Origin of the sequence: Micromonospora sp. NBC_01412, from assembly GCF_045040215.1 — a bacterium.
GTDB classification, from domain to species: domain Bacteria; phylum Actinomycetota; class Actinomycetes; order Mycobacteriales; family Micromonosporaceae; genus Micromonospora; species Micromonospora rubida.
Window position 1 is genome coordinate 3,458,640 of the sequence record NZ_CP109528.1, and the last position, 25,581, is coordinate 3,484,220.

General features: G+C 70.1%; 20 protein-coding genes. 6 read left to right on the forward strand and 14 right to left on the reverse strand.

From position 1 onward, the window contains the following. Nucleotides 1–3: 3 nt before the first annotated feature. The 5 genes from OG617_RS15935 to acs all read right to left on the reverse strand — a co-directional run bounded on the left by OG617_RS15935 (nt 4) and on the right by acs (nt 11,453). The gene (locus tag OG617_RS15935) at nt 4–936 is read right to left on the reverse strand and encodes an alpha/beta fold hydrolase (RefSeq protein ID WP_396676320.1); all 933 of its coding nucleotides are present in this window, start codon (nt 934–936) and stop codon (nt 4–6) included. 133 nt (nt 937–1,069) lie between these two features. Further along, nucleotides 1,070–3,490, reverse strand: a complete 2,421-nt coding sequence (locus OG617_RS15940; RefSeq protein ID WP_405103739.1) for an immune inhibitor A domain-containing protein — start codon at nt 3,488–3,490, stop codon at nt 1,070–1,072. Nucleotides 3,491–3,806: 316 nt separating this feature from the next. Beyond that, nucleotides 3,807–6,110, reverse strand: coding sequence for an immune inhibitor A domain-containing protein (locus OG617_RS15945; RefSeq protein WP_405102575.1), 2,304 nt, complete (start codon nt 6,108–6,110; stop codon nt 3,807–3,809). Nucleotides 6,111–6,429: 319 nt separating this feature from the next. Beyond that, nucleotides 6,430–9,222 carry an immune inhibitor A domain-containing protein gene (locus tag OG617_RS15950; RefSeq protein ID WP_405102577.1) on the reverse strand — a complete coding sequence of 931 codons (2,793 nt, stop codon included), beginning with the start codon at nt 9,220–9,222 and terminating at the stop codon, nt 6,430–6,432. Between the two features lie 266 nt (nt 9,223–9,488). Continuing rightward, on the reverse strand, nt 9,489–11,453 hold the full coding sequence (gene acs, locus OG617_RS15955; protein WP_405102579.1) for an acetate--CoA ligase: 1,965 nt from the start codon (nt 11,451–11,453) through the stop codon (nt 9,489–9,491). Nucleotides 11,454–11,688: 235 nt separating this feature from the next. Between acs and OG617_RS15960 the strand changes: the two genes are divergently transcribed. Further along, complete coding sequence (locus tag OG617_RS15960; protein WP_405102581.1) at nt 11,689–12,435, forward strand: oxidoreductase; 747 nt, start codon at nt 11,689–11,691, stop codon at nt 12,433–12,435. 39 nt (nt 12,436–12,474) lie between these two features. Here OG617_RS15960 and OG617_RS15965 read toward each other — a convergent pair whose 3' ends face one another. From OG617_RS15965 to OG617_RS15985, 5 genes are all read right to left on the reverse strand, one after another. Next, on the reverse strand, nt 12,475–13,107 hold the full coding sequence (locus OG617_RS15965) for a TetR/AcrR family transcriptional regulator (protein WP_405102583.1): 633 nt from the start codon (nt 13,105–13,107) through the stop codon (nt 12,475–12,477). Beyond that, nucleotides 13,002–14,381 carry a methyltransferase gene (locus OG617_RS15970; RefSeq protein WP_405102585.1) on the reverse strand — a complete coding sequence of 460 codons (1,380 nt, stop codon included), beginning with the start codon at nt 14,379–14,381 and terminating at the stop codon, nt 13,002–13,004. The genes OG617_RS15965 and OG617_RS15970 overlap by 106 nt, the downstream gene beginning before the upstream one ends. Further along, complete coding sequence (locus tag OG617_RS15975; protein WP_405102587.1) at nt 14,378–15,274, reverse strand: hypothetical protein; 897 nt, start codon at nt 15,272–15,274, stop codon at nt 14,378–14,380. Before OG617_RS15975 ends, OG617_RS15970 begins: the two co-directional genes overlap by 4 nt. A gap of 399 nt (nt 15,275–15,673) precedes the next feature. Beyond that, complete coding sequence (locus OG617_RS15980) at nt 15,674–16,477, reverse strand: HAD family hydrolase (RefSeq protein ID WP_396676312.1); 804 nt, start codon at nt 16,475–16,477, stop codon at nt 15,674–15,676. A gap of 201 nt (nt 16,478–16,678) precedes the next feature. Beyond that, a complete protein-coding gene (locus tag OG617_RS15985) occupies nt 16,679–17,929 on the reverse strand; it encodes a tyrosine-type recombinase/integrase (RefSeq protein WP_405102589.1) in 1,251 nt (416 codons plus the stop codon). An 85-nt stretch (nt 17,930–18,014) separates the two neighbouring features. Between OG617_RS15985 and OG617_RS15990 the strand changes: the two genes are divergently transcribed. Beyond that, on the forward strand, nt 18,015–18,242 hold the full coding sequence (locus tag OG617_RS15990) for a hypothetical protein (RefSeq protein ID WP_405102591.1): 228 nt from the start codon (nt 18,015–18,017) through the stop codon (nt 18,240–18,242). A 22-nt stretch (nt 18,243–18,264) separates the two neighbouring features. On the opposite strand, the gene OG617_RS15995 is transcribed toward OG617_RS15990, so the two are convergent. Beyond that, the gene (locus OG617_RS15995) at nt 18,265–18,888 is read right to left on the reverse strand and encodes an SLATT domain-containing protein (protein WP_405102593.1); all 624 of its coding nucleotides are present in this window, start codon (nt 18,886–18,888) and stop codon (nt 18,265–18,267) included. A gap of 918 nt (nt 18,889–19,806) precedes the next feature. On the opposite strand from OG617_RS15995, the gene OG617_RS16000 reads away from it, so the two are divergent. Both OG617_RS16000 and OG617_RS16005 read left to right on the forward strand, forming a co-directional pair. Next, nucleotides 19,807–20,028, forward strand: a complete 222-nt coding sequence (locus tag OG617_RS16000) for a hypothetical protein (RefSeq protein ID WP_405102595.1) — start codon at nt 19,807–19,809, stop codon at nt 20,026–20,028. Between the two features lie 222 nt (nt 20,029–20,250). Then, nucleotides 20,251–20,589, forward strand: coding sequence for a hypothetical protein (locus OG617_RS16005; protein WP_405102597.1), 339 nt, complete (start codon nt 20,251–20,253; stop codon nt 20,587–20,589). A 541-nt stretch (nt 20,590–21,130) separates the two neighbouring features. Here the strand turns inward: OG617_RS16005 and OG617_RS16010 are convergent. From OG617_RS16010 to OG617_RS16020, 3 genes are all read right to left on the reverse strand, one after another. Continuing rightward, nucleotides 21,131–21,883 (reverse strand): SDR family NAD(P)-dependent oxidoreductase, encoded by a 753-nt coding sequence (locus OG617_RS16010; RefSeq protein WP_405103741.1) that lies wholly within the window; start codon nt 21,881–21,883, stop codon nt 21,131–21,133. Between the two features lie 363 nt (nt 21,884–22,246). Then, entirely contained in the window at nt 22,247–23,248 is a 1,002-nt protein-coding gene (locus OG617_RS16015) for a hypothetical protein (protein ID WP_405102599.1), read from the reverse strand. Continuing rightward, the gene (locus tag OG617_RS16020) at nt 23,245–23,613 is read right to left on the reverse strand and encodes a PadR family transcriptional regulator (RefSeq protein ID WP_405102601.1); all 369 of its coding nucleotides are present in this window, start codon (nt 23,611–23,613) and stop codon (nt 23,245–23,247) included. Before OG617_RS16020 ends, OG617_RS16015 begins: the two co-directional genes overlap by 4 nt. Nucleotides 23,614–23,800: 187 nt before the next feature. On the opposite strand from OG617_RS16020, the gene OG617_RS16025 reads away from it, so the two are divergent. Next, the gene (locus OG617_RS16025) at nt 23,801–24,172 is read left to right on the forward strand and encodes a YciI family protein (protein WP_405102603.1); all 372 of its coding nucleotides are present in this window, start codon (nt 23,801–23,803) and stop codon (nt 24,170–24,172) included. After that, nucleotides 24,160–25,401: an RNA polymerase sigma factor gene (locus OG617_RS16030; RefSeq protein ID WP_405102605.1), complete on the forward strand. Its 1,242-nt coding sequence runs from the start codon at nt 24,160–24,162 to the stop codon at nt 25,399–25,401. The genes OG617_RS16025 and OG617_RS16030 overlap by 13 nt, the downstream gene beginning before the upstream one ends. The last annotated feature ends 180 nt before the right edge of the window (nt 25,402–25,581 follow it).

Consider the following 25,581-nt stretch of genomic DNA (forward strand, 5'->3'; position numbering starts at 1 on the left):
CGGTCAGGACTTGGTCCAGCGCAGGATCTCGCCGAGCACCACGTCCCGGGCCTCGACGTGCGGGAAGTGCCCCACGTCGTCCAGCAGCCGCCACTCGTAGGGGGCCACCACGTACCGGCCGGAGCCCTGGGCGGTACGCGGCAGGGAGGCGACGTCCAGTGCGCCGTGCAGTTGGAGCGTCGGGGTGATCAGGGGCTTCTGCATCAGCCGGACGAACCGGTAGCCGTGCAGCCGCAGCACCGACCGGAACGCCCACCGGTAGCCCTCCAGCGCGCAGAACGCGGCCTGCGGGATCCGCATCGCCTCCCGGCAGCGCTCGGCGTACGCCTCGAAGTCGGGCCCGTCCACCCAGCGCGGCCCGCCCCAGCGGCGCAGCATCTCCTCGACGGCCGCCGCGCCGTCCCGGGTGAGCACGTGCTCGTACCGGGGCAGCTGGAACTTCAGGGTCGGTGTGGCGGCGGTGAACTGCCCGCGCGGGTCGGCGAAGATCGCTGCCCGCAGCCGGAGCGGGTGCGGGGCGCCGAGCACCACGAGCCGGCGGACCAGCGACGGGTGGAACGACGCGACGGTCCAGGCGATCATGCCGCCGGCCCCGGTGCCCACCACGGTGGCGGAACGTTCGCCGAGGCCCCGGATCAGGCCGGCGACGTCGGCGGCGAGGGTGTAGCCGTCGTACCCGCGTGGGGGCTTGTCGCTGGCCCCGTAGCCGCGCAGGTCGACCGCGACCGCCCGGAACCCCGCGTCGGCGACCGCCGGCAGGATGTCGTGCCATGCCCACCAGTGCTCGGGGAAGCCGTGCAGGAAGAGCACCATCGGGCCGGTGCCGGCCTCGACCACGTGGAAGCGGCTGCCGTTCGCGCCGACGAACCGGTGCGTCCACGGCCCCTCGGTGAGGACACAGGTCTCGTCGAGGGCCCCGCCACGCTGCTCGGTCATGCCCACAGCCTATGACCCCGCCGCGCCTGTCCGTTCCGGCGTTCCGGCTGGTCGGCTGGTTCCCTGGTTGGAAAGGGCGATGCCCGGGCAGGTGAGCTGCCCGGGCATCGCGGTGGTGCGGTCGATCAGTGGATCAGGAGAAGCGGACCTTGATCGAGGTGCCCTTCTGCTCCAGCACCTTGATCTTGGTGCCGGTGGTCGGGACCTTGACGCCGTGGTTCGGCAGCTCCGGGTACCAGTACTGCTTGGTGTCGTCGAACAGCGGCTGCGCGGCCTGGCCCCGGACGTACTGGGCCTGGCCGTTGATGTGCAGCGTGAACGAGTCCGCCTTCTTCAGGCTGAACGGCGCGTCGTAGACCTGGACGCGGGCCCGCCACGGGTTGCCGGTCAGGTTGTAGAGCGGCTGCGGGCGCGAGTCGATGATCATGTTCCGACCCTCACCCGGGTGCTCGAACGTGTCGTTGTCCGCGAACCGGAGGTTCCAGTACGAGATCAGCAGGCCCTCCTGGTACGCGTAGTGGTCCACGTAGTCCGGGCGGGTGGTGCCGTAGCCGAAGTAGTACGGGCCGGTCTTCAGGTACTTGTCGTACGAGACATACGTCCGGTTGCCGGCGATGTAGTAGTTGTCGAAGAGCCGGGTGTAGCTCCCCGCGACGATGCTCCAGCCCTTGGCCGCCCAGTCGCCGGTGCCGGTCTCGGCGCCGTCGGTGGACAGGGTCTGACCGTCGGCGGTCACCGTGATGTTGTCACCGAAGAAGCCGCCCGCGGACAGGCCCCCGTCGGTGAGGTAGTGGAAGCGGAACTGCGCGACCTGGCCGGCCAGCGAGTTCAGCGGGATGTTGATGTCGGTCCACCGGCCCGCGCTGCTGCCGCTGAGGCCCGGCGTCGGGTCGGTGTTCGACACCGGCGGGATCGGCCTGCCGTCCACGGTGCCGGGCAACGCGTTCCAGGTGGCCCCGCCGTCGGTCGACGCCTCGAAGAAGAGGTAGTCGTAGCCCGACTCGATGTTGAACCGGCCCTTGAGCGACAGCGCCGCCGAGGTCTTCCCGGTGAGGTCGATCGTCCTGGTCAGCGTGTTGTCCAGGTCGTCGTCGTTGCCGGAGAAGAACTGCTTGGCACCCTCGAACGGCTGGCCGTAGTCGAAGGTGTACTCCCGCTGCGGGAGCACCACCACGGCGGCCTGCGGCTTGGCGGAGTTGTACTCCTGCGGGCCGAGCTCCAGGGTCTTCTTCTGGCCGGCCTTGACCACCTCGTAGTCGAGCCAGCCGAGCTGGAGCTTGTTCCAGGCGCCGAGGTCGCCGCCGCGGTCGCCGATGCCGGCGTCCTCCTTGGCGTTCAGCCGGCTCTGGGCCATCAGGGTCCAGTGCTCGTTGTTGTTGTCGCCGCCGTTGAGGTTGTTGTAGTCGTCCGGCAGGCCCAGGTCGTGCGCGTACTCGTGGTAGAAGACGCTCCGGCCGCCGTTCTCCGGCTGGACCGTGTAGTCGCGGATCCAGATGCCGGTGTTGCCGATCTGGGTGCCGCCGATCGGGAAGTTCACCGGGCCGGTGCGCGAGGTGTTGTACGCCGACCAGCGGTGGCTCCAGATCGCGTCCTCACCCTGGTGCGGGTCGGCGTCGGCCTGGTCCCCGCCGGAGTGGACGATCTGGAAGTGGTCGATGTAGCCGTCCGGCTCGTTGAAGTCGCCGTCGCCGTCGTAGTCGAACCGGTCCCACTGGTCGTAGGACTGCATGTCGGCCTTGATCTGGGCGTCGGTGCGGCCCTTGGCCTTCTGGTCGGCGACCCACTGGTTGGCGGCGTCGCGGACCAGGTCCCAGGTGTTCTGGCAGTTGTTGTCTTCGCAGACCGCCGGGTCGCCCGTCGGGTCGTCGTCGGCCTTCGGGTCGTTCGAACGGCCGTAGCGGGCGGCGTTGTACTTGACCTTCACCCAGTCGCTGACCTGGCCTTCGACGGTGTAGCGCCCGGACGACTGGGCCTCGTAGTACTGCTTGACCGACTCGTCGCCCTGCCCGGTGCCGAAGTACAGCTTGCGGAAGTAGTCGGCGCTGTAGTCCGCCTGCCACACGGTCGAGTTGTCCACCGCGCGGTTGGGCTGGGGGATCTGGTTGTGCACAGGCCCGTCGAAGGTGGTCGGACCCGCGATGGTCGGGTTCGTGTCCTTGTCCGGGTACGCCGGGTCCCGGTCGTCGCCGAACTCGGCCAGGATCACGAAGATCTTGTCGGTCCGCTCCCGGGCCAGCTCGACGTACTGGTCCTGCTGGCCCGCCTTGGCGTTCCGGGCGCCGGCGGCCGCCGCCGCGCCGCCGGCGGTCTCGCCGACCTTGACGACGGTGCTGCCGTTGATCTTCTGCGCCTTGGCCCGGCCGGAGAGGACCTCGCTGAGTCCCTCCTGGCGAAGCGCGCGGCGCTTGTCCTCGAGCTTGTCCGGCAGATCGTGATCCGCCGGGGCCTCGACGGCCGACGGGGCGGTCGCCGGGAGCTTCGGAGTCGGCGCGGCGCTGGCGGACGTGCCGACCACCAGTCCCGTCGCCGTCAACGAAAGCCCGAGCAGACCCACTGCGACTTTCCGCACGTGGTACCTCCGGTGTGAGGGAACCGGCCCAACGGGGGTACGGGCCGGTGAGAGGTCCCACTAGTGGGACCAATGGTGAACATAGAGTCTCTCGGGACGGGTGGGAAGACGCGTACGTCGATTTGTTGCAAACTTTCGTCGGGAATGCGTTCCACCGTCACACGTCTGCCGTTCCCCGAACGGCTGAGCAGTGCGGACGCCGGGTCAGGAATTGCAGTGACAGATTTCGATCAGCAAACATCGACGCAGACGGAAGGGGCCGGTGGCGTCGCCGCCACCGGCCCCTTCATCGATCTATGGATCAGTTGCTGACAAGCAGGACCATGTTGTCGGTTGCCTTCTTGCCCTGCGTCACGATCGTGATCTTGGTGCCGGTGCCGGCCACCTTCACCGAGTTCTGCGGGTTGCCGGCCGTCCAGTAACGGTCGACGTCGCTGTCGCTGAACACCGGGTTCGGGTTGAGCGCCGGCACGGTGACCGCCACCCCGTTGAGGTGGAAGGTCTGCGCCGGCTTGACGAACCAGCTGAACGTGGCGTCGTAGCCGCTGCGCCGGTTGGTGATGGCGCGGTCGCCCACCTTGATCTGGCCCGGGCGGACGTCAACCGGCAGGTTGAAGCCGTAGCCCGGGTGCTGCGAGGTGTTGTTGTCGCCGTACGCGTAGTTCACGTACCAGACCAGCAGGCCGGGCTGGTTCGAGAACCGCTCCACCCAGTTCGGGCGGGTGCTGGCGAAACCGTAGTTGTACCCGCCGGTGCGCAGCGTGTCGTCGTACCCGAGGTACGTCCGGTTCTCCGCGATGTAGAAGCGGGGGTACGAGTCGGTGACCGAGCCACCCATCCGGGTGAAGCCCCTGGTGGTCCACGCCGGGTCCAGCGTCTCCGCGCTGTCGGTCCAGGCGGCGGTGCCGCCCTTGACCAGCGAGATGTTGTCCAGGAACGCGCCGGCCAGGTGCACGCCGCCGTCGGTCTGGTAGCGGTAGCGGAACTGCACGGTCTGCCCGGCGTACGCGGACAGGTCGTAGGTCAGGTCGACCCACGCGTCGCTGCTGGAGCCGTCGACCCCGGTCTCGCCGGCGTCGATGAGCGAGTTGCTCAGCGGCGCCCAGGTGGCGCCACCGTTGGTGGACACCTCGGCGTACAGGTAGTCGTAGTCCTCTTCGATGTCGTACCAGGCCTTCGCGGTGATCGACGCGGACGTCGTACCGGTCAGGTCCAGCTGACGGGTCAGCGTGGTGTTCAGGTCGTCGGCGCTGCCGCCCCACCACTCGTTGGCACCCGCGAACGGGGTGTTGTACGAGGTGGTCTGGGTCTGCGGGGGCAGGTTCACCACGATGGCCTGGGCCTTCGGCCCGTCGCTGTCACCGGCCGGGCCGAGCGGCAGGATGGTGTTGCCCTTGCCGTACTCGACCGTCGAGTGGTTCAGCCAGCCGAGGAAGAGCTTCGACCACGGGTCCATGTAGCCCGGGGTCGAGCCGATGTCGTCGGTGCCGCGGCTCAGCCACGAGCCCGAGGCCATCAGGCTCCAGAAGCCCACCCCGTTGTCGCCGCCGTTGGTGTCGTACAGGTCCGGCAGGCCGAGGTCGTGGCCGTACTCGTGCGCGAAGACGCCGAGGCCGCCGTTCTCCGGCTCCGTGGTGTAGTCACGGATCCACATCCCGGTGTCGCCGATCTGCACGCCGCCGGACAGGTTGCCCGCCGGGCCGGCGCTGCCGGCCAGGTTCGGGAACGCGGCCCACCGGTGCGACCAGATGGCGTCCTCGCCCTCGGCGCCGCCGCCGGCCTCCTCGCCCTCGCCCGCGTGCACCGCCTGGAAGTGGTCGACGTAGCCGTCGGGCTCGTTGAAGTCGCCGTCGCCGTCGAAGTCGTACCGGTCCCAGATGTCGAACTGCTTGAGGTAGTCCTTGATCTGCTGCGGGGTCTTGCCCGCCGCGACCTGGGAGTCGTACCAGGACACCGTGCTGTCCTTGACGAAGTTCCAGTAGCCGTCGGCCTCGGAGATGGCGTTGCTGCCGTACCGGGCCTCGTTGTAGGGGACGGTGACCCAGTCACTCACGTCGCCGTTGACCGTGTACCGGCCCCCGGACTGCTTGAGGTAGAAGTCCCGGAACGACTCGCCCTCGCCGTAGAACATGTCCATGTAGTGGGCCCGGTTGAAGTCGGACCGCCACAGGGTGCTGTTGTCGTCGGTGGCGCCGCCGTCCCAGTTGCGGTCCGGCGCGGCGATCTGGTTCACCTGCGGGCCGGCGGTCCCGCCGGTGCGCGGGTCGGTCTGGTTGCCGAACTGGACCAGCATCGTGAAGATCGGATCGGTCTTCGGGGCCTGCTGGTACTCGACGAACTTGTCGTTCTTGACCTGGATGACCTTGGAACCGTTGCGCGTCTGGAGCTTGACCTTGCCCTGCATCAGGTCGGCGATCGCCTGCTTACGGACCTCCTGGTGCTGGTCCGCCTTGGCGTCGGGAAGGCTGTCGCTGCGGCGCTCCGCCTTCTCGGCGCCCGGGGTCGGCTCCGCCGCCGGGGCGGCGGACGCCGGGGCCGTGACGACGCCGGCCGCCAGCAGTGCGGCCGCGGCCGAAGCCAGGCCCGCCGTGACTCGTCTCCTCAAAGATCCTCCTCCTTTGTGGACTGTTACATGACAGGCCCGACCGAAGTCGACGCTGTCATGGGTGCGTCTGCCACCCTGGCAGAGGAGTCGGTCGTTGTCACTGGCCCGTGGGAGCGGGAAGCCGGTCAGGGCGCCCGGCAAAGGCCGGTAAATCGGGGCCAATGGGCGACGCGATGCGACGTCATCTCACATTGCTTTTTGGCCACGATCACCTGTCGTGTCAAGGGCGCCGGGGCCCCGCCGGACGACGCAGGCGGGGCCCGCCCGGAGCGGTGTGCTCCGGACGGGCCCCGCCCGATGTTGCGACGCGCCTGAGGGGTCAGGGCCGCGCCGAGGTCACCCGCACCGAGGCGACAGTGTTGTCCGACGTCGCCTTCTTGACGGTGAGCGTGACGCCGTAGTGCACGTTCTGGCTGGCGGGGTTGCCGTTGCCCAGCACGATCGCCCCACCGCCCAGCACGACGCCGTAGAACGACGGGGCCGGCGTACCGTCCGGGTTGACCACCCGGGTGGTGTACGGCGCGTTGCCCCGCGACGGCAGCACCACGGAGGCGTCGTTGTCCCGGGCGTACGGCGACCCGTCGCGCATCTCGATGCCCGGGTACCAGGTCTTGGCGTCGGTGAAGCCCGGCACGGCCGGCTGCGCGGTGAAGTTCGTGCAGTACTCGCTGTACGGCTCGCCCGCCGCCTCAAGGCACTCGGTGAACGGCTTCGTCTTCTTCAGGCCGAACGCCGCGTTCGACGACTGGGGCCGGCTGGGCAGGTTGTCCAGCACCGACGGGTCCTTCTCGGCCGCCGTGCCCTGCCGCCGGTACGGGTCGAAGTGCGAGTCGACGATCAGCAGGCCACCCTTCGCGCCGTAGCTCGGCAGGGCGGTCATCTGCCCGGTCACGTGGTTGACGTCGCCGAGCGCGGTGTCCCGGTACCAGACCAGCATGCCCGGGGCGTTGTAGGAGATCCGGTCGACCTTCCACGCCTCGTGCGAGTACACCGTGTCGTACGTGTACTTCAGGCCCTTGTCGAAGCCGTCGAAGTTGCGCCACTCGGCCAGGTAGTAGTGCGCCCGAACCTCGGTGCCCGTGTTGACGTTCCAGCCCGCGCCGGTGGTGTCGGTGAACGTGCCGCCGGTGGCGGTCCAGCCGTTCGCGCCGCCCTCGACGTCGTCGCTCCAGGTGGTGGCCCCGCCGCCGGTGACCGAGAAGTCGTCGGCGAACCAGCCCCGCTCCACGAACGCCTCGTCGGTGGCCTGGCGCAGCCGGAGCTGCACGGTCTGGCCCGCGTACGCCGACAGGTCGACGTAGTCGTGCCGCCAGCCGCCGGTGGGGCCGGTCAGGCCGTACCGCTTGCCGCCGAAGTCGGCCATCCGGCCGTTCGGGTCGGCGTAGTTGTCATCGGTGGTGACCAGCGCGCCGGTGGCGTCGTAGACCTTCTGCTCCGACCAGGTCGCCCCGCCGTCGGCGGACAGCTCGACGAAGCCGTAGTCCCAGTCCTCCTCGATGATGTAGTTGTTCCACATCCAGAACTTCGAGTCGGCAGCCGAGGGCACGCTCACGGCGCGGGACAGCTTGACGTCGGCCCAGTTCTGGTCGGCCCCGCTGTGCCACATCTTCGTGCCGCTGTGCGGCGTGGCGAGGGTGATCACCTTGTCCGGCAGGTCGACCTTGATGCCGTCCGCCGTGCCGACCGGGGTACGCGAGGTCTGCCCGACCCGGACGACGCGCGGCGCGGAGCCGGGGGTGATGGTCTCCGGCTCGGCCCAGCCGAGCACCCACTTGTCCCAGATGCCCATGTGGGTGGGCAGCGCCTGGAAGATCTCGCCGCTGTGCGACCCGGAGGCCATCAGGTCCCAGAAGTCCACGTCGGAGTCGGCGTTGCCGGAGGTGTCGTACAGGTCCGGCAGGCCCAGGTCGTGGCCGAACTCGTGGGAGAAGACGCCGACCCCGGCGTCCTCCGGCTGCACGATGTAGTTCGCGGCCTTGAGGTTCGTGCCGGGGATCGTGTAGCCGCCGGGAACGGTGGAGGAGTGCGCCCACACCGCGTAGGTGCCCTCGGCGCCGCCGCCACGGGACTTGCCCTGGCCGGCGTGCACCAGCACCAGGTGGTCGATCACGCCGTCCGGCTCGAGCAGGTTGCCGTCGCCGTCCCGGTCGGCCTGGTCCTCGATGTCGTAGTCGGCCCAGGGGAAGCTCGGGTCCATCGCGGCGAGGGCGTCGATGGCGTCCGTGGCGAGCCGACCAGCCCCGGCCGGGTTGTCCGGGTGGCCGTTCATCGCCTGCTCGCGGCCGGCGACCCAGTTGCCGTTCTCGTCCTGGAAGCAGCGCGAGGCGGCGTACCAGCCCTCCGAGTGCGGCACGGTGATCCACGGGCTGGCCTGCCCGTCCACCGTGTACGCGCCCTTGGACATCTCCAGGTACATGTTGTGCATGGTCCGGCCGGCGATGTTGACGCCCGGCCTGCCGTCCGGCCCGGTCAGGTCCGGGCGGACCCGCTCGGTGATGCCCCTCTTCGTGTAGAGCATCTTGTCGTAGTGGGCCGGGGAGAAGTCCGGCACCCACATCGAGTTGTTGTCCTCGTGCGGCAGGGACGCCGGGTTCGCGATGTTGTTGTGCTTCGGCCCGTTCTGCACGGTGCCGGGGACGCAGGACCGGTCCTCGAACACCGTCTTCGGGACCATCACGCCGGTGAAGTCGTCGTTGGCCTGGTCGTTGAACTCGACCAGCAGGGTGAGCAGCTTGGCGGTCTGGGTGCTCGGGGCCTGCTTGATCTTCCGGGGGCTCTTGCCGGTCCGGACCGACTGGGCCTCCAGCTTCGCCAGCTGCTTCGCGGTCGTCGGGTTGCCGGCGGCGAACTTGCGGTCGTACGCCCGGGACTCGTCCGCCGCTGGGGTGTAGATCCCGTCGGCGCCCTTGACCTCCTTGCCGCCGGTGGCCGGCTGCACCTCGGGCTCGGCGTAGTTGATGTAGTACTCGTCCGCCCCGATCGTGGCTGGGGCAGGGCGGGACGTCTCGGCCGACGCGGTTCCGGTCACGGTCAGTGCCGTGGCCGCGAGGGCGATGACGGGCAGCGCGACGAGTAGTCGTCGGCGTGACCCGGTGCGCGGATTAGTGTGCATGCCGCTCCGTTCTCGGGGCGTGGGGAAGGACGCCGGCCAGTTCGACGCACAGTGACATGCATCAAATCGACCGGTGCGGCTGAACCTAGAGGAGAACGGAGTCTTCCGACAGGGGGGTGCCGATCCCTGTGTCCGTTCAGGCCGGTGCGCCCTCCGCCGACCGACTGAGCGGGACGGTCGGGTGACGTGCTGTCGACGTACCCCGAAAAGACAGCGGTGGGTGACGGCCCGCGCGGACCGCCACCCACCGAGGGGTACGCCTGCCGTCAGTCCTCGTCGGACTTCCCGCCGCCCATCCCCGAGGAGATCAGCTCCATCACCGAGGAGTCCTGGAGGGTGGTCACGTCGCCCAGCGACCGGTTCTCCGCCACGTCCCGCAGCAGCCGGCGCATGATCTTGCCGGAGCGGGTCTTCGGCAGCTCCGCCACCAGCAGGATCTGCCGCGGCTTCGCGATCGGGCCGAGGGTCTTCGCCACGTGGTTGCGCAGCTCGGTGATGAGCTTCTCGCCCGCCTCGCCGGTGGTGTCGGTGGTGCCGCGCGGGATGGCGAACGCCACGATCGCCTGGCCGGTGGTCGGGTCGGTCGCGCCCACCACGGCCGCCTCCGCCACCGACGGGTGCGACACCAGCGCCGACTCGACCTCGGTGGTGGAGATGTTGTGGCCCGACACCAGCATCACGTCGTCCACCCGGCCCAGCAGCCAGATGTGCCCGTCGTCGTCCTTCTTCGCCCCGTCCCCGGCGAAGTACATGCCCTCGAACCGGGACCAGTACGTCTCGATGAACCGGTTGTCGTCGCCCCAGATGGTGCGCAGCATCGACGGCCACGGCTCGCGCAGCACCAGGTACCCGCCACCGCCGTTCGGCACCGACTGGCCCTGGTCGTCCACCACGTCGGCCACGATGCCGGGCAGCGGGGTCATCGCCGAGCCCGGCTTGGTCTCGGTGACACCGGGCAGCGGCGAGATCATGATCGCGCCGGTCTCGGTCTGCCACCAGGTGTCCACGACCGGCAGCTCGCCCCCGCCGACGTGCTGCCGGTACCACATCCACGCCTCGGGGTTGATCGGCTCGCCGACGCTGCCCAGCAGCCGCAGCGACGACAGGTCGAAGCCGGCGGGGATGTCATCGCCCCACTTCATCATCGTCCGGATCAGCGTCGGGGCGGTGTAGAGGATGCTGACCTGGTACTTGTCGACGATCTCCCAGAACCGGCCCTTGTGCGGGGTGTCCGGGGTGCCCTCGTACATGACCTGGGTGGCGCCGTTGGCCAGCGGGCCGTACACGATGTAGGAGTGGCCGGTCACCCAGCCGATGTCGGCGGTGCACCAGTAGACGTCCGTCTCCGGCTTCAGGTCGAACACCGCGTGCGCCGTGTACGACACCTGGGTCAGGTACCCGCCCGTGGTGTGCAGGATGCCCTTGGGCCGGGCCGTGGTGCCGCTGGTGTAGAGGATGAACAGCGGGTGCTCGGCGTCGAACGGCTCCGCGGCGTGCTCGGTCGACGCCTGCTCCACCGTCTGGTGCCACCACAGGTCCTTGGCCGTCCAGGCGACCTCCTCGCCGGTGCGGCGGACCACCAGCACGTGCTCCACCGACGGGCAGTTCGCCACTGCCTCGTCCACCGTCGGCTTCAGCGCCGACGGCTTGCCCCGGCGGTAGCCGCCGTCGGCGGTGATCACCACCTTGGCGGTGGCGTCCTGGATCCGGTTGGTCAGCGCGTCTGCGGAGAAGCCACCGAAGACCACGCTGTGGGTGGCGCCGATCCGGGCACAGGCCAGCATCGCCACCGCCGCCTCCGGGACCATCGGCAGGTAGATCGCCACCCGGTCACCGGCGGCCACGCCCAGCTCGGTCAGCGCGTTCGCCGCCTGGCAGGTCATCCGGTGCAGGTCGGCGTACGTGATGGTGCGGGTGTCGCCCGGCTCGCCCTCCCAGTGGATGGCCACCCGGTCGCCCCGGCCCGCCTCCACGTGCCGGTCCAGGCAGTTGTACGCCACGTTGAGCCGGCCGCCGACGAACCACTTCGCGAACGGCGGGTTCGACCAGTCGAGCACCTGGTCCCACTGCTTCGCCCAGGCCAGCCGCCCGGCCTGCTCCGCCCAGAAGGCGAGCCGGTCCCCGGCGGCCTCGGCGTACGCGTCGGCGGTGACGTTGGCGTTCGCGGCGAGTTCAGCCGGGGGCGGGAACTGCCGGGTCTCATTCAGCAGATTGGCCAGTGCCTCGCTCATGCCGTGACTCCCTCGTCGCATCCGTGACCCGCGTCCGGTACCCCCGCAGAGGTTAGCCGGGGAGGTCGACGCCCGCGACAGCTCCCGGAGCACACCCGCGCCGAGCGGCCCCCGCCGCGCGCCGAACTGTAGGAGCGGGACGGACAGCGGCGCGGGGCGTGGGGGCGGGGTGTCGGGTGTCGCGTTGTCGGGCGGCTGCGGGCGAGGCGCCCGGGCGGGTCGCTAGCGTGACGGGGTGACCACCGACCCGCTCGCCCCGCTGCTCGCGCTCGCCGACATCGCCCCCGCCGTCGAGCGGGCCCGCGACCGGGTCGACCAGGCGCTGCGGCACCGCGCGCTGCGCCGGCACGGCGGCCAGGCCGCGGCCGAGGTGAGCCTCCGCTGCGCCGTGGCCAGCGCCGCCCTGGAGGGGGCCGCCCACGACCGCGAGGCGGTCCGCGCCGGTACGGTCACCGACCCGGTGCTCCAGGGCGCGCTGCGGGTGGCCGGGGCGCTGCCCGGGCTGACCGAGAACTGGCCGAGGGCACCCCGACAGGTCCTCGCCCGGCTGCACGTGCTCGCCGCCCGGGACGTCGTACCCACCGACGAGCTGGGGCGGCCGGTGGCCGACCCGGTGGTCGGCGCCCGGCTGGACGCCCTGGCCGGGCTGGTCGCCGGCGGCACCGCCGTGCCCCCGCTGGTGCTCGCCGCCGTGGTGCACGGCGAGCTGCTCAACCTGCGCCCGTTCGCCGGGCCGTCCGGGGTCGTGGCCCGGGGCGCCGCCCGGCTCGTGCTGATGTCCACCGGCTTGGACCCGCGCGGGCTGGTCGGCACCGACGTCGGCCACCGCGAGCGCGAGCCGGAGTACGTCGGCGCGGCCGGCGCCTTCGCCACCGGCACCCCGGACGGGCTGCGCTCCTGGCTGCGGCACTACCTGACGGCGGTCGAGGTCGGCGCCGACCAGCTCACCGCCGTCGGCGACGAGATCCTCGCCGCCGCCTGACCCCGCCGCTGTGTCGGGTCCCGTCTTCCGGGCCGTGGCTCAGTCGCGCCGGACCGCCCGGTTGACCTTGGCCTGGAGGGCCCGCCGGGCGATCGGCCCCAGGTCGTCCACGATCTCGATGAGCATCGCGAGCTGGTCGAGCGCGGACATCGCCTGCTCGGCCGCCGCCCGGTCCACCCCGTCGTAGAGCTCCAGCCCGATGAACGCGGCCGACACGGCCCGGGCCAGGCCGGCCACGTCCGCGATCTCCGCGAACGGGGAGCCGGCGAGCAGGCGACCCAGGACGCCCTCGATCTCGTCCACCCAGAGCTGGAGCGCGCCGGCCGTCGGGGCGGCCAGCCGCTCGTCGGCCTGCGCCCCGGCGAGCATCTGGGCGAGGAAGGAGACGTTGCCCAGTTCCCGCTCCTGCTCGTGCAGGGCACGGCCGACAGCGAGCAGTTCACGCAGCGAGCCAACCTCGGCCAGCCGCGCCGACCAGTGCCCGACCCGCTCGGCCGTGCTGGCCCGGCAGGCCGCCGCGAGCAGTTCGTCCACGCTGCCGTAGTGGTAGAACACCAGTGCCTGGTTCACCCCGGCGGCGGCGGCGATGGTACGGGCCGAGACCCCGGCGATGCCGTGCTGGCGGATCGCCGCGATGGCACCGTCCAGGAGGCGCTGCTTGGTGTCGGACATCCCTCTCCTCGTGTGCCGGCTCGCCGGTCGCTGGCCGGACGCGGCGGTGCGATCATCGCATCGGTCACCAACTGCGCGAGCCAGGCGACCCCGGGTAGCCGCAGCGTCCAGCCGACCAGCGCCCAGCCGAGGTGGACGTGTTCGAGCGCGCGGGCGACGGCGGCCACCCCCCGTTCCCGGTGGCCGTCCCCGCCCGCGTACTCCGCCCGCCGCAGCACCCCGCCGTGCGCCGAGGCGGGCCGGAGGACGAGGCCCACCGGGCGACGGCGGGCGACGAAGCGCCACACCGCCCCGCACGGCCCACAGCCGTCGTCGAGCCAGAGGACCGCAGGCGGCCCCGACGTGTACGGCCGCCAGCGCGGCCACCAGTTCCGGACCAGCCGCCGGTAGGCCCGCGAGCCCTCCGGGTACCGGCCGGCGAGGTCGTGCTCCTCGTGCGGCCCGGCCACCGCCGCCGCGAAGGCGACCGCCACCGCGCCCGCGCCGGCCAGCGCCAGGCTCCCGGTCACTGCGGCGGTCAGCAGCACCAGGGCCACCGCGCCGAGCTGCATCGGGTTGGCGAGATAGGCGTACGGACCGGTGGTGACCAGCCGCCGGGGCGGATCCCACGGGTACGGGGTGCCGCCGCCCCGGACCGCGAACTCCCGCACGGCGGCGAGCGCCGGCGTCGCCACCAGCAGGGCGACCTGCCCGACGAGCAACAGCCGGGACGCGGGCAGCCCGGTGAGCCCGGCCCAGGAGCCGTCGCCCAGTTCGAAGGCCAACGTCGGCACGAACCACAGCAGCAGGGCGGCGAAGAGGCCGACCTGGAGCAGCGCCCGGGCGGCCAGGTGCCGGCGGTCCGCGCACCACCGGCCGAGCAGTTGGGCGGGCAGGGCCACGGCGAGCAGCCCGACAGCCTCCCCGACGAGCCAGTGCGGACCGAGGCGGACCAGCGGGTGCAGGGCGGGCATCGCCACGGCGTCGAACCAGAGCAGCAGGCCCAGCGCCAGCGGCAGCGGGAGGACCCTGCGCAGCAGCACCGGCAACGGGCCCCACAGGGCGGCCCAACCGATCCACAGGTCCACCGGCAGCCCCCGGTACGCGCCCCGCACCGGGGCGAAGGCGTACCAGCCGGTGCGCCGGGCCGCCTCGTCGAGCGCCGCGATGCCGACGGCGCCGGCAACGAAGGCCAGCAGTGCCGCTGCCCGGGCGTCCCGGTCCCGCTCCAACCCGGCGGCGGCGAGCACGGCCAGCAGGGGCACCGCCAGGCTCAGGTGGCGGGCGACCGTCATCGCGGGATCGTCATGTCCAGCAGGTGCCCGACTCCCTCGCCGAGCAGGACGTGCTGCACCGGGCCGAAGTACCAGGACGGGTCGAGGCCGCGTCGGTAGTCCACACTGATCCGGACCTCGGTGTGCCCGGCGTCGACGGCCCGCCAGCGCAGGTCCGCACGCCGCCAGGTGAACCAGCGGGCGGTGATCGAGGTGTCCTCGACGAAGCGGAAGGTGACCTGCTGCGGCTGGGCGGTCTCGACCTCGGCGAGCAGGTGCCCGCCCGGCCCGTGCGCGCTGCCGTGGTAGCCGAACATCCAGCGGTCGCCCACGGCCAGGCCGTCGCCGCTGACCTCGGTGGGTGTGGGCGCCCCCAGCAGCCGCAACGGAATGGACCGGACCGGGACGGGCCGGGGGCCGGCCGCGAGCCGCTCGGCGACCTGGTCGACGGGCAGCGCCACCACCCGGACCACCTCGACCGACTGCTCCGGGGCCAGCCGTGGCCCGATCCCGCTGCCCTCCAGGCCGGGCAGGAGCAGCAGCGGCACGGCGAGGACCGCGTACGTCCGCGAGGCGTCCCGCAGCGCGCGGATCAGCGCGGTGGTGCCGTGCGCCACCGCGTACACCAGCGGGGCGGCCAGGATGACGCAGACCGCCCCCTCGTGCAGCGCCACCGCCGCCAGCAGCAGGGCGATCGTGGTGACCACGAAGACCCGGCCGTGCGCCGTCCGGCCGGGGGTGAGGGCCAGGGCCGCCGCGAGGATCACCGGGAGGGCCACGAACAGCAGGGCGCTGTCGGCCCGCCCCGCGCGGACCGTGACGATGTAGACCACCAGCCCGAAGGCCGCGATCAGCCCGGCCAGCACCCAGTTGGCGGTGGTCCGCCGCGGTGGCCGTTCGCCCTGCTCCGACATGACATCCTCCCCGGTTTTGAGCGACCGCTCAAGTGGAGCATAGGCGGACTTGAGCGATCGCTCAATAGGGGTTTCGTCCAATGGCGGCCGAAGGGGCGGTCGCCGGGAGCTGGGGTGTCGCTGGGGCGCGCAGCCGCGCTCGGGCGGGCTGGCCCGTGCCGGACCGTGCCGGCTTTTCGGGCCGTTCCGGGTTGGGCCGTTCCTTGACAGGGCTACCCCTTGGTGGGGCCGCCTCGGGACGGGGCCGCCCCTGGTGAAGTCACTCTGGGACGGGGCCGTCCCCTGGTGGGGCCGGTCCGGGGCGAGGCGTCGCGTCCTGCCGGAGTCAGGCGGCGGGGGCGCTCGGAGAGATGATCGGGCGCGGCGGACGCCGGCCGGTGGGGTGACCCCGGGCGTCGGTCAGGCGACCGGGGCGGTGCGGGTGCGGCGGTGCCGGCCGTACCAGGCGATGCCGATGGCCACCCCGACGCCGACGCCGAGGGCCGCCGCGGCGACCGGGACGGCGGGACGTTCCCGCAGCCGGCGGCCCAGCGGGATCGGGTGCCGGAACTCCAGCACCGGCCAGGCGTTCTCGCTGGCCAGCTTGCGCAGCGCCCGGTCCGGATTGACCACGCTCGGGTGGCCCACGCACTCCAGCAGCGGCCGGTCGCTCATCGAGTCGGAGTACGCGTACGAGTCGGCGAGGTCGTAGTCACGCTGCCGGGCCAGCTCGCTGACCGCCTCGACCTTGCTCGGCCCGGCGGCGTAGAACTCCACCTCACCGCTGTAGCGGCCGTCCGCCACGGTCATCCGGGTGGCGATCACGTCGGTCACCCCGAGCAACTCGCCGATCGGCCGGACCATCTCCTCGCCGGAGGCGGAGACCAGCACGACGTCCCGGCCGGCAGCCTGGTGCTCCTCGATGAGGGCCGCCGCCTCGGCGTACACGTAGGGGTTGATCAGCTCGTGCAGTGTCTCCGCGACGATCTGGCGGACCTGTTCCACCTGCCAGCCCTTGCAGAGCGCGGCGAGGTAGTCCCGGGTCTTGGCCATGGTCTGCTCGTCGGTGCCGCCCAGCCGGAACATCAGCTGCGCGTACGCCGACTTGACCACGTCCCGCCGGGTGATCAACCCATCCCGGTAGAACGGCCGACCGAACGCCAAGGCGCTCGACTTGGCGATGACGGTCTTGTCCAGATCGAAAAAAGCGGCACTTCGGCCCACGGCGCGAAAGTCTAGCCCGATGGACTATCGTCGGCGGGTCCCTGGGGTACGGACTTCGGTCCGACCTGGGGGCGACCCCTACGACCGCTGCCCGTCAGTGACGGCGGTCACACTCTCCGAACACAATTTCGCACTGAGTGGAGTCAACACCACTCGACGTATACGGGTCTGCTCAGGCATGCTTGTGGTTGCGACGAGGACTCACGTGTCGTGCGAAGCAGACCCTCGGCGGTTGCACCCCCCGTAACCGCTGAGTCGGTTCGGCTCAACCCCCCCGGAGCCGAACCGCCCGACGACCCCCGTCTCCCCCCGACGGGGGTCGTCCCTTTCCCGATCTTCTTCCGGCCCAGGTGAAGCCATGTACCCCGGGTCCACCGGGCGAGGCGACGGGCGGAAAGTCAGCGAATCGTCAGCGAACGTCAGCCGGACCCGGTCGGCGTAGTCCTCGGGCGTGTGCGTGTACCGGTCGAGCGTCGTCGACGCCTCCTCGTGGCCCGCCACCCGCCGCACCACGTTGACCGGCACCCCGTCCGTGACCAGCCACGTGATGTACGAGTGCCGCAGGTCGTGGAACCGCAGCCCGCCGACCGCCGAGGCCGCCGCGTGCGCCACCGCCTCCGCCTCCATCGTGAACTCCGCTGGCCGCTCCCGACCGTCCCGGTCCGGCCACGTCGCCAGCCACCGGCCCGGCGCCACCTCGGCGACCCGGCCGAGCAGCCCAGCCCGTACCAGCGACGGCAGCCACACCCGCCGCCGGAAGTTCGACCGTCGCTGCGGCCCGCCGTCTCGGTCGGCGAAGACCAGCGCCCGGCAGTCCGGCGATCCGGCCCCGCGCCGGTGGCGCAGCTCGTCGACGAGGAACGGCGGCATCGGCACCGCCCGCACGCCGGCCCGACTCTCCGGGTACGCCCGCAGCACGATCCCGCCGTGGGTCTCCACCGCCACCTGGGCGACGTGCAGCAGTCCCCGGCCGAGGTCGACCGCGTCCCACGGCAGGCCCGCGCACTCACCCCAGCGCAGCCCCGCCCCGGCGGCGGCGCAGACGATCCCCCGGTGTTCAGCCGGGACGGCGGGCAGCAGCCGGCCGAAGAACGCTGCCCGGCTGATCGTGGCTGGCCGAGCCTCACCCGTCCGGTTGCGCGGCACCCGCACCCCCTCGCACGGGTTCACTCTGATCAGCCGCGCCCGGATCGCCGTCTGCATGATCATCGACAGCATTCCGAGGTGCTTCGCCGTCGTCGAGGGCGCCAACGTTCGGCCGAGCTTGCTCACCCACTCCTGTACCGCCAGGTGGTCGATCCGCGTCAACGTCCAGTCCGCCCACTGTGGCAGCTGTTGCGCCTGCAGCATCGACTCCGTCCGCTCGGCCGTCCGAGCCTCCACCGACCGCCCGGCCAGCCAGCGCGTCACGAACTCCCCGAACCGCAGCCGCCCGGCGTCCAACGTCGCCATCCACCGCGTCGTCACCGCCGCCGAGCTGGGAGACCTGCAAGTCGCCATCGACCTCGGCCCGCGCGTCGACACCACCGGCCTACCGATGGAACGCCGGGTACGGCACGCCCTCGAAGTCGCCCGCGCCTACAGCTCATGGAACCGGGTCGACGACGCCCAGGCCGTCCTACTCGACGCCGAACAGATGGCACCCGAACAGGTCCGACACCACTTCCTCAGCCGCCAACTCGCCCTGACCTGGGTCCGCCGGCAGCGCGGCAAGCCCTCGGCGGAACTGGTTGGACTGGCACGCCGGCTCAAGGTGCTCGACTGAACCCAGCCCATCTAGAGCCGGCCTAGATACCATTGAAGAACCAGGTGCTAAATGGTATCAGTATCAGAATAGGTACCACTAAGCTGGCGTATGGGAGCAAGGTCACCGACGAATACGCCGCAGAAACCGCGAGATCATGAAGTCGCTTCGTCTTGCTTCTGGTTCCATCCTGGCTTGACGATTGCACTTTATGAAAGTCGCGACTGGTGTGGTTCTCCGTTGAGGCGACTGCAACCTCATACTCCCACTGCAACTTCTCACCTTTATCTTGCCGATCCGGCCCTGCATATCCCTTGAGGTTTTCAGCCGCAACAGAGATTTGCTGAATCCTCTTGTAGTTTTCTTCCATTGCCCGTGCCCTAGTTCCATAGCCGGCACCCGAAACAACAAGCGAAGCGACCAGCGAAAGTATGGATAAAGAAACCATGAGGGCATCTCCGCCAACACCGTACATATCCCGCTTTGCTAGCAGTCCGACAGAGGCAATTGCCGTCGATGTCGACAAAGAAACTAGAGCGAGATTCCATGCAGTGTTTGCGTGGCTGAGGCGACGAGAGGCATTTAGTCGGCACAGATAGGTCGTGTAACTTCTTTTTTCTAGACGCTCCAACATTGGAGAGAGAGCGTCAGGTAGTGACTCGGCCACTAGTCTCCTTGCCTGACCTTAAAATAAGGGTCACCCGCAGCGCTGTGGATGCGAGCATTGCCTCGGCAGTTAATCCGAAGCAAACCGCATGGGCGTACCAACACGGCATATTACTACTGCCACTCAAGCGATGGACCTGAGCAAGTGGCCGAGTCGCCTGGCATCTTATCATCCAAGCGCTACCCTGACGTTCCTTGCCTAGTCACAGAAACTCCGCGCGAAACCCAAGGGGGAGGCCAGGCGAGACCCACTAGGTAGTAGGTTTTCGCCATATGCTCGCACGGACTTTTGATGGCAAATATCCTTCAGTGTGTCGCCCCCGCATTTTTGCACCAACGGTTGGCAGGTCAGCGCCTGGCGTTGACCTCTGAGAAACGTCTTCAGCCTGCGTGACCCTGAGGCGATGGATGCTGAGTGACAAACTGAGTGACGACCGGTGTAGACATTCTGGCGGTCGTGGGCGCAGGAGACACACGAGATACCACCAACCATTGTCAACCGTGGCAGCCCAAGACTGCGTGCTGGCAAGCGTCGATCGCGGGTGCCGCCTGCTAGGTACGCCCAGGGCTTTCAGCTTCGCTTCAACACCCGCTTCAATACAACAACTGCCGAGACGCTCTCTTTAGGATCAAGGCACCGCGCTGCGCGCGGTGCGGGCGCGGTGGGCCCGTCCGGCGGCAAGCCGCCCCGGCTGTCTGCAACGCCGGGGCGGGAAGCCGCCGACAGCCGACGGGCTGCCGCGCCCTCAAAGGCAGATTCAACGATCGGGACCAGGCCGTGACGATCGCCAGGGTGGCTGACCGCCGTCGAGCTTCTGGCGATCGGCTGCCGCACCGGCTACGCCGGCTTGCCCTCGGCCTTCCCGAGTCACCCACACCGCACCGGAGCTGACCGCCCCAGCACCCCTACGCTGTCGCGGTGGACACGGGCAGGGTGTGGCGGCTGTATCACCGGGCCGAGCTGGTCGGCGAGATCGACGAGCAGACTCACGACTTCCCCTGGACGTACGGCCGATTCCGCCCGCTACCCGGGTTCGGGCCGCTACGGCCGTTCTTCGTCGCGCACAAAGCCGCCATCAACGCAGGGGACGACGAGGGCTGGAACGGGTCTCCGACGCCATACGAGCCGCCGTCACGATGAACCACCCTGACGGCCGTCAAGTCGCCGAGTTCCTGCTGAGGATCGAGGACGAGGAGGCCGGCTTCCGGTGGCATGACGAGCCGTTCGAGGACGGGTAGGCCAGGCCATCTACGGGCCACAAGCCGGGATCAACGCAGGCCAACTGAGGCCATCAGGGACCGTGCCGACCTGGCGACACGCTGTGCCACGGACCAATCTTGTGCGATTTCCAAGCTGCCAGTGATGGCAGAGACGGTTCCAGTGCTGCACTATCAGCGCGTGGGTCAGCTGCCGGAAGATGTCAGGTCGTGCTACCGGTTCTTCGCGTTCTACCTCGCCAACGGCACGCTGTGCCTGGACCTCCTGGACGGGATCGACTACCGGCCTGCCCTCATGCGGTTCGCCTCGACGCTCGAACAGGTCATGGCGGTCTTCTCCAACGTGCTCGACGTCGACGAGCGCGGCCGGGTGACAAACGCAGGCGATGCCGAGTGGCGCGCCGCGCAGTACATCCGCCGCTACTGCGACCGCGAGTACACAGTCGAGCCGCCCTTCGAGGCTTGGGAGCTAGAACTGCCGTGACGGCGGGACGCGACCGGTGGTGACAACAACGGATGACAGCAGCGGCGCTGGACAGACCGACGCCGCAGCGGACGAGTAGAGCGCTGCGACCAGTAGTTGCAGACTCCTTCGCGCCGAGCCGGGTAGTCCGGCGAGGCTGCGGATCAGGAGGTGGCTGTACAGCCATCCGTACAGCCAAGCCGACCGACTGGCCCGGTCATGAGCAGACGAGAGCCGACGACACGAGCAGGTCAGCGGCAGAGGCCGACGCTCGCCGACATAATTCTTGAGCTTTGCAAGGCAGGGGTCGAGCGAGGGGATCGGGGGCAGTAGCAACGCTCTGCCGATAGTCAGCGGATCGTCAGCGAAGGCCGTACCGCGTGACCCGACTCGATCATGCTCGACGGCAGGACCGATGCGTCGGACCACGCGGTACGGCAGTTGATCACACTCAGCACTACGGGTGGGCACTTTCCCCCTGACGGGGGTCGTCCCTTTTCCGATCTTCTTACGGCCCGGCACCGCCGACGCCTTCCCGTGGCCGGCGCCCGCGACTCCACGGCTAGGTCGGGAACGGGCCGCGCACGGTGACTCCTCCATCGACGACAAGACTCTGCCCGGTCACGTAGGAGGCAAGCGGAGAGGCCAGGTAAACGGCTGCCGCAGCGGCATCATCAGGGATGCCGATTCGACCCATCGGAATCTCAGGGACCTTCGCGGCGCGCTGGGCGGAATTCGCCGTCGCCGTTGCGATGGCACCGCAGGCCACCACGTTCATGCGGATGCCGTCACCGGCGTACTCCGCAGCGACGGTCTTGGCGAGGCTGGCGAGCCCGGCCTTGGCAGCACCGTAGCCAGCCTGCATGGGGGCGGCCATGACGCCCGCGACGGACCCGACGCTGACGATGGACCCGCCGCTGCCCTGGGACAGGAAGGCACGGATGGCAGCCTGGGCCGCGCGCGCCACATAACGAAGGTTCATCTCGTACGCCAGGTCCCAGTCGTCGTCGCCCATCTCGTGCAGGCGCACCGCGGGTACGAACGCGACCTGCCCTCCAACGACGGTCACCAGCGTGTCGAGCCGACCGAACTCGCCGACGGTGCGGGTGACGAACCCGTCCAGATCCGAGCGCGAGCGCACGTCACCGACGAGCGGAACCGCGCGGGCGCCAGACTCTGTCAACTCATGAACTGCATCATGCGCCCGGTCCGGATTGACGTCGGCGACGGCGACGGCTGCGCCGGCCGCAGCGAAGGCACGTGAGATCGCACGCCCGATGCCTTCGCCTCCACCTCCGATCACCAAGGTGCTCATGCCGTCCAGTGGTGCAGCGAAGGGGTTCATGGCCGGATCGTTCCATACGGCCCGCGCCTGCTGGCCGGTCCGCATCGGGGAGAGGACCAGGCTCAGGTGGTCTCCAGCGCCTCCTGCCGATGGTCTGACAGGCTCCGGCCATGAGTTACGACCTGACGGTGTGGGGGGTGTGCAGCCTGCGCACGATGGGGAGGGTGGCTCTGTCTACGAACAGCTCTACGAGGAGTGCATGGACGGTGAGGAGGTTGCCCCGACTCCGGGCATCCTTGTCTACGCCGAAGCGGTACCCCCGAACCCCGGCACTCCTCGTAGCCCTGCTCAACTGCTGGGCGGCAACACCACGTGGCGGGCGACGGTAAACTCCTATCTACCGCAGGTAGGGCACCGGTCGTGCAGGCCGATCGCGGCGATGGTGGGCGTCGCACTGGGATGTGATCGGCGGGAGATGGCGAGCGCGGCAGCCAGGGTCATCCCGCCCGCTACGAAAATGGCGGCGGCGGTCCCGGTGATCACGCGGAAGTCGGCATGACCGGCGCCGACCAGGGGCACGATGATCTCGGTCAGCGGATACAGGGCGAGTAGCCCGACCGGGGTGAGCAGGACGAGGAGAGCCCACAGCCCTCGGGCATCACCGCGCAGAGACAGTGCGGCCGCGGCGAGCATGGCGGTCAGCAGGAGAACCGCGCCGGCTTCCGGGAGGAATGCGCCCCCGTTGCCGAACCGGTAGAACCAGGCGCTCCTTCCTGACAGGACCCCGACTGCGATGAGGGCTGCCGCCGGTGCGACCGCCAACGGCATGAGGCGAAGTGGTCGCGTCGCCTCGGAGGGAACTGCCAGGGCCAACAGGCCCAGCGTTGCCTGGGGTAGCAGAACGAACAGGAACGGGCGGGGCAGCTCGAACAGGGCGGCGACGGGCATCACGGCGACAGTGAGCAACAGCGCCAGCCCGATGGCCATGCGTCCCCACGAGGCCGGGGCAAGGGCATGGACGATGGCGGCCAGCAGCCAACCGGCCCACACGACGACGCCGGTGGTGGCGAAAGGCCCGAAGGCCGGCGCGCCCCATGCACCTGAAGTGGTGACCACCTCAGCGGCGGCCCAGAAGCCGGCGAGAGCGGTCGCGGTGACGTGGCTGAGGATGGCGGCGAGACGTACGCCGGGGAGCAGGTCGGCAGCGCCGGCAGCGCGGAGGCGCTCACGGCCACCCCCAGCCAGCACGTCCGCCGCGTCGAGGATTGACGGCCGGCGGCGGTCGGGCCCGGCCAGGTCGAGATACGTGCCGACGATCTCAGCGCCCCGTGCCTGGCGGTAGCCGGCGGGATAGGCCCGTAGCAGTTGCCGGTAGCGGCGCTCCAAGTCCCTCATGTCAGTCCCCCCAGGGCACGCGGGGCGATGGGTCGGGCGGCGGTGGGCGCCAGGTTGCCCAGGCGGGCGGTCGCTGCTTCCACGTTGTGCCGCAGGCGCTCGGCTTCGCCCGCGAGGGTCGCGTTGCCGCTGGGCGAGAGGCGGTAATAGCGGCGCAGGCGGCCGTCGACGACTTCCTCCCGGTCGACCTCGATGAGGCCGGCGTCCACCAACCGGTCGAGCGCGCCGTAGAGGGTGCCGGGCCGCATCGACAGCCGACCCTCGGACAGGGAGGCTACCTCGCCGATGATGCCGTAGCCGTGCAGTGGCGGGCCGGCGAGAGCGGTGAGAATCCAGAAGGTTGGTTCTCGCAGCGGTGTGTCCACCTAGACAATATATCGGGCGCAAAGGTATAGCAGGTGCAAATCGCCGATACGGGCATTCCCGGAGCCACCAGAGGGAGCCGGAGGCGCCGGCATCATGTGCGGGCAGTGTCGTTATGCGGGGCCGCCGTTCGTCATCACTGGCAGGAGCCGCAAGGAGCGGCCGGTTGGTGGGAGAGAAGGTATTGCGATGCGTTACTGCCTGCTGTTGCACAATCTGGAGCCGACTGCGGGGGAGGTCCCCGAGGAAACAATCGCCACGGCCCAACAGGCGTTCCAGGCGTACGCCAGGGACCTGGAGGTAGCCGGGGTGCTGCGGTCCGCGGATGTCTTGCAGCCGAGTACGGCGAGCACGACCGTCACGCTGCGCGCCGGGAACCTGCAGGTGCAGGACGGACCGTTCGCCGACACGAAGGAAGCCCTGGCGGGCGTGTTCGTCATCGACGTCGAGGATCTGGATGCCGCGCTGGCCTGGGCCGAGCGGTGCCCCGGCGCTCAGTACGGCACCGTCGAGGTGCGCCCGACGGCGACCGCGTTCCTGAACGGCCAGTGGACGAAGTAGCCACCGCGTGGGTACGGGCGGAGGCCACCGCCCGTACCTGCTACGGCCGCCTGCTGGCCCTACTGGCCGCGCGCAGCGGGGACATCGTCGCGGCCGAGGACGCCTTGGCCGACGCGTTCGAGCAGGCCCTGACCCGTTGGCCGGACACCGGCGTGCCGGACAACCCCCAGGCGTGGCTGCTGACCGTGGCCCGTAACCGCCAGCGCGACCGGTACCGGTCGGCCGCCCACCGGACCAGCGTCGCGCTCGACGAGGCGTTGCACCTGCACACCGTCGACGACGTCGACCCCGACGCGATACCCGAGCACCGTCTGGCTCTGCTGTTCGTCTGCGCACACCCCGCCATCGAGGCGACGATCCGTACCCCGCTGATGCTGCAGACCGTGCTCGGTGTCGCCTCGCAGGACATCGCCAGGGCCTTCGCCGTGCCCCCGCCCACGATGTCGCAGCGACTGGTCCGGGCCAAACGCCGCATCCGCGACGCAGGCATCCCGTTCGCGATCCCGGACCGCTCGGCCATGCCGGGCCGGCTGGCCGCTGTGCTGGAAGCCGTCTACGGCGCCTACGCCATCGACTGGCAGGGCATTGCCGCGCCGACCGAGCGGGAACACCTGGGCGGTGAGGCGTTGCACCTCACCGAAACCCTCGCCGGCCTGCTCCCGGACGAGCCGGAGGTGCTCGGCCTGGCGGCCCTGATCTGCCTGTCGTCGGCACGCCACTACACCCGGACCGCGCCCGACGGGAGGTTCCTCGCCCTGGCCGAACAGGACACCACCGACTGGAACAGCGAATTGATCGATCGAGGTGAGCGGTACCTGCGTAACGCCCACGACCTGCGCCGGTCTGGGCGCTTTCAGCTGGAGGCCGCCATCCAGTCCGTGCACACTGCCCGGCGGGTCACCGGGCACACGGACTGGGCCGCACTACGTACCCTGCACCAGGCCTTGATCTCCGTGGCCCCCACGCTCGGCGTCACCGTGTCGCTCGCGGCGGTGCTCGCCGAGACCGACGGGCCGCAAGTCGGACTGACCCTGCTCGACACCCTGACCGGGCCGGCGGCCCAGCGTTTCCAGCCCGCCTGGGCCACCCGGGCCCACCTGCTGGCGCGAGCCGGTGACACCGACGCTGCCCGGGCCGCCTTCAGCAAGGCCATCTCACTGACCACCCAGGCAGCGGTACGCCAACACCTCGTCACCATGCGCGAGCAGGTGGGTGACTCCACTGACTGAGTGCTCTGGTCAGCCGAACCTACCGCCTGTCCCGTCGGTCCGACTGTCGACTACGTACTCGGTCAAGATCTCGTCGAGGACGCGCCGTCGAGGTGGAAGGTCACGGACCGCCCCGGCGGGCAGTAAGGGTCCGCACCCCCAAGACCAGCGGTACGAACAGGAGGAAGCCGGCCAAGCCGA